General features: G+C 59.6%; 3 protein-coding genes and 1 pseudogene. 2 read left to right on the top strand and 2 right to left on the bottom strand.

Features of this window, described 5'->3' with window-relative positions:
• Positions 1–295: pseudogene (locus PSV43_RS00295) on the top strand (hypothetical protein); the annotation flags it as partial.
• Positions 296–480: 185 nt separating this feature from the next.
• Here PSV43_RS00295 and fusA read toward each other — a convergent pair.
• Positions 481–2,550: an elongation factor G gene (fusA, locus tag PSV43_RS00290; RefSeq protein ID WP_300192514.1), complete on the bottom strand. Its 2,070-nt coding sequence runs from the start codon at positions 2,548–2,550 to the stop codon at positions 481–483.
• A 244-nt stretch (positions 2,551–2,794) separates the two neighbouring features.
• Between fusA and PSV43_RS00285 the strand changes: the two genes are divergently transcribed.
• On the top strand, positions 2,795–3,250 hold the full coding sequence (locus tag PSV43_RS00285) for a hypothetical protein (protein ID WP_300192512.1): 456 nt from the start codon (positions 2,795–2,797) through the stop codon (positions 3,248–3,250).
• Between the two features lie 75 nt (positions 3,251–3,325).
• Here the strand turns inward: PSV43_RS00285 and PSV43_RS00280 are convergent.
• A partial coding sequence (locus PSV43_RS00280; protein ID WP_300192510.1) for a tetratricopeptide repeat protein occupies positions 3,326–3,773 on the bottom strand: 448 nt, incomplete at its 5' end.

Below are 3,773 nucleotides of genomic sequence, written 5' to 3'. Positions count from 1 at the left end.
TGCGCTCTCGGCACAGGCGAAAACCAAACAGGGAGCTGAGGCCGACCGGCTCTGGACAGAGGCATCTCAACAATTGCTAGCTGCAGAAGCGATCCAACGTGGCTCAGCAGCTTACAATCTGGCATGCCTGAAAGCCCTGAAAAACCATGAGTCCGAATCGGTTCAGTGGCTTCATGTTGCCGCTGAATGTGGACATAAAATCACTGCCGAAGAATTAGCTAAAGACTCTGATTTCGATCTTATTCGAAATGAGCCCGCCTTTCGCGCCTTCGTATCAAATTTGCCCCGAGAATGAGTTGATAGACAGTACCGTCCGAGGTGCTGAAGCGCCCAATACTCCAAGCCAGCCTCCAGACATAGAAGAAGAGGACGATTTTGCTTCGGCGGCACGCCTTGACTGCTTGACCATTCCTTGACCACTTGACGCACAAAAACGGAGCCCGCTTCTTTTTAGAAACGGGCTCCGCGTGGTTTTATGGGTTATGTTTTGAGCATGCGGGGCAGCACGGATGCGGGGACTACTTCATAGCTTGTGGGGACCATGGAGTAGCTGGCGCGGCCGCGTGAGAGGCTCCTTATGGCACCCGCGTAGCCGAACATTTCGGCGAGGGGGACTTGGGCGAGGATGCCGGATTCGGTGCCGTGGTGGTCGATGCCGGTGATGCGGGCGCGACGGCGGTTGAGATCGCCGAGGATTTCTCCTTGGTAATCGTCGGTGACGGTGCACTCGACCTGCATGACGGGCTCCAGCAGCACGGGGGCTGCGTGGCGCAGGGCTTCGCGGAGGGCTTCGCCAGCGGCCATGCGGAAGGCTTGGTCGTTGGAGTCCTTGGCGTGGAATGCGCCGTCGATGATGCGGACGCGGACATCGACGAGCGGGCTGCCGCGCAGGGGGCCGGCGACGGCGGCTTCGGTGATGCCACGGCGCACCGCGCCCATGAACTGGGTGGGGATGCTGCCGCCGTTGATGGCGTCTTCGATGATGATGCCTGAGCCGCGCTCAAGGGGCTGCACGCTGAGCTTCACACGGGCATACATGCCGGAGCCGCCGTTTTGCTTTTTGAGCAAGTGGTCGGCTTCTGCCTGCTGCGTGATGGTTTCACGGCATGCGATCTCGGGTGCGCCGGCGAGGGTTTCGACGCCATGCTCGCGCAGGAGTTTTTCGCGGATCACTTCGAGGTGCAGCTCGCCCATGCCGGAGATGAGGCACTGGCCGGTCTCTTCATGGGTGCGGACGCGGAAGGTGGGGTCTTCATCGCTGAGGCGTGAGAGGGCGGTGGCCAGACGTGACTGGTCGGCGGACTTCGCGGGCTCGATGGCCATGCTGACGACGGGTTCGGGGAACACGGGCGGCTCAAGCATGATGGCATGATCTACCAGACACAGGGTATCGCCTGTGCTGAAGTTGTTGAGGCCGGTGACGGCGCAGATGTCGCCTGCCTGGACGCTTTCGAGTTCATCGCGGCGGTTCGCGAAGACACGGAGCAGCCTGCCGCAGCGCTCGGTTTTGCCGAGGCGCGGATTGAGCAGTGGAGTGCCTTTTTGGAGGGTGCCGGAATAGACGCGGACATAGACGAGGCGGCCTGCCTGTGGATGACGCACGATTTTGAAGGCGAGCGCGGCGAGTGGGGCATCGATGGCATTCACGCGCTGCACTTCTTCGGGTGCAGGGAGGAAATCCACGATGGCATCGACCAACGCGGAGACGCCGATGTGTTTATAAGCGCTGCCGCCGATGACGGGCACGAAGCGGCCTGCGATGGTCTGACGACGTATCGCTGTGCGGAGTGCCTGCGCGGGCACGGGGAGGCTGTCGATCCAGAGTTCGGCGATTTCGTCGTCGAGGCTGGCGAGGGCCTGGATGAGATCACGACGTGCGGATTCGACCGGGGTGAGCCATTCGGTGGGAATGTCTTCGACGGTGAAGCCGGTGGGCGAGTCGGCATGGGTACGCAGGGCGCGCTGCTCGATGATGTCGAGCTGGCCGAGCAATGCGGATTCGGCACCCCAGGGCAGGAGGACGGGCCAGGCGGTGGCGCCGAGCTTGGTCTGGAGTTCGCCGACGACGCGGGCGAAGTCTGCGCCGAGGCGGTCCATCTTGTTGATGAATGCGACGCGGGGTACGCGGTATCGATCCATCTGACGCCAGACGGTTTCGCTTTGTGGCTGCACACCACCGACCCCGCAGAAGACGGCGACTGCGCCGTCGAGCACGCGGAGGGAGCGCTCGACTTCGGCGGTGAAATCGACGTGGCCGGGGGTATCGATGAGGTTGAGGCGATGGGGCTGGCCGGTGAAGAGGCGGGTGAGGCCAGCGACGGGCTGCTGAGTCCACGAGCATGGAGCCGCGGCGGAGGAGATGGTGATCCCCTTCTCGCGTTCGATGTCCGAGAAATCGGTGGTGGTGTTGCCTTCGTGCACGTCTCCGCAGGCATGGATGGCGCCTGCGTAGAAGAGAATGCGTTCGGTGAGCGTGGTTTTGCCAGCGTCAATGTGGGCGGCGATGCCAATGTTGCGGATGCGGCCCGAGTCAGTCGTATTGAGTTTCATAAGAGTCAGATGTTCGATGTGAACGTGCTGCTCCCCGGAAGGATATGAAAAGGCCCTGATGCAGACTGACGGCATTCAGGGCTCCCGGGGATAGCAGCAGTATCTGACTTCTGTCCTCTATGACATAGTCATCCCGAACCCTGGCCGTAGCCGGGCTGAATGAAATATGATGATGAGAGGGCGGGGTGTCATAAGACGCGGTGATAGAGTGCGCGAGATTGGGGATTTGTCAATGATGAGGGGGATGAGAGATGGCCGCAAAAAAACGCAGAAGACGCAAATTTTTTTGAAGTGGGAGTTGGTTTGTTTCCAGATCCAGTTGCGGCGCAACTGGACTACTTTGCGGCGGCTGCGTCTCTGCATAGCATCCGGCAGCAGGGAGGAATCACTTTGGCGGGTTGTTTCCAGCCATTGCCTTCTTAGCGGCTTTTCAGCCACGGGCACTCGTCACCTGGGTGTTACAATGACTCATCGTGGTGAGTACCTCGTCGCTGGGCGAGTTCGACAACAGACTATGCAAACCAAGTACGACTCCCCTAGACTGGAACGCGCGCTCATCTCACCGCTCTACCATGCGGCCAAAGCCGAGGGCATCCCGATGACCCAACTCGCCAGCCGTTGGTTGGCGGAGAAACTCGACGACCATCGCATGACCCGACAAGAGTCATCAGGACGCGTGATGGAAGAAGGAAAGCGTTGAATCTGAAAGTGGGGCGGCTGGTGTTTCCAGCCGCCTTTTTTTGCATCTCTGCTCAGTATCGCTGTGGGTGCCGCATTAGCTTTGCGGAACGCCATACTCTGTATGCAGGGCTGCGATTTCGGTCTGTGCCTGTTCGGGAGTCTTTCCTGATTCCACGAGGATCTGAGTATAGTTTTTGATGGTCGAATCGAGATGAGGGTGCTTATGCCCTACCGTTTGAGTGAATCGGAACAAAATGCCCAGAGCTCGTCGCATTGGCCCCTCCGCCTCAGCAAGACGGTTGGTCTTCTTAAACAACAGAGCGAGATTGTTAAGGCCTCTGGCGACCGTGGGATGATCTGAACCATAGCTGGCTTCATCAATCTTCAAAGCACGCCGCATCGGCTCCTCCGCCTCTTCAAGACGATTGGTGGCCTTAAGCAACTGCGCGAGGTTGTTGAGGCAGATTGCCACCGTTGGATGATCTGGACCATAGCTGGCTTCATCAATCTTCAAAGCACGCCGCATCGGCTCCTCCGCCTCT

This window comes from Prosthecobacter sp., assembly GCF_029946185.1.
Taxonomy (GTDB): Bacteria; Verrucomicrobiota; Verrucomicrobiia; order Verrucomicrobiales; family Verrucomicrobiaceae; genus Prosthecobacter.
Note: the sequence above shows the minus strand (reverse complement) of the source record. Positions and strands in the feature narration are given on the sequence as shown.

Bases quoted from the DNA above. Each gene is read 5' to 3' on its own strand.
- PSV43_RS00285 (WP_300192512.1), top strand. From the start codon at position 2,795: ATGAGAGATGGCCGCAAAAAAACGCAGAAGACGCAAATTTTTTTGAAG.
- fusA (WP_300192514.1), bottom strand. From the start codon at position 2,550: ATGAAACTCAATACGACTGACTCGGGCCGCATCCGCAACATTGGCATC.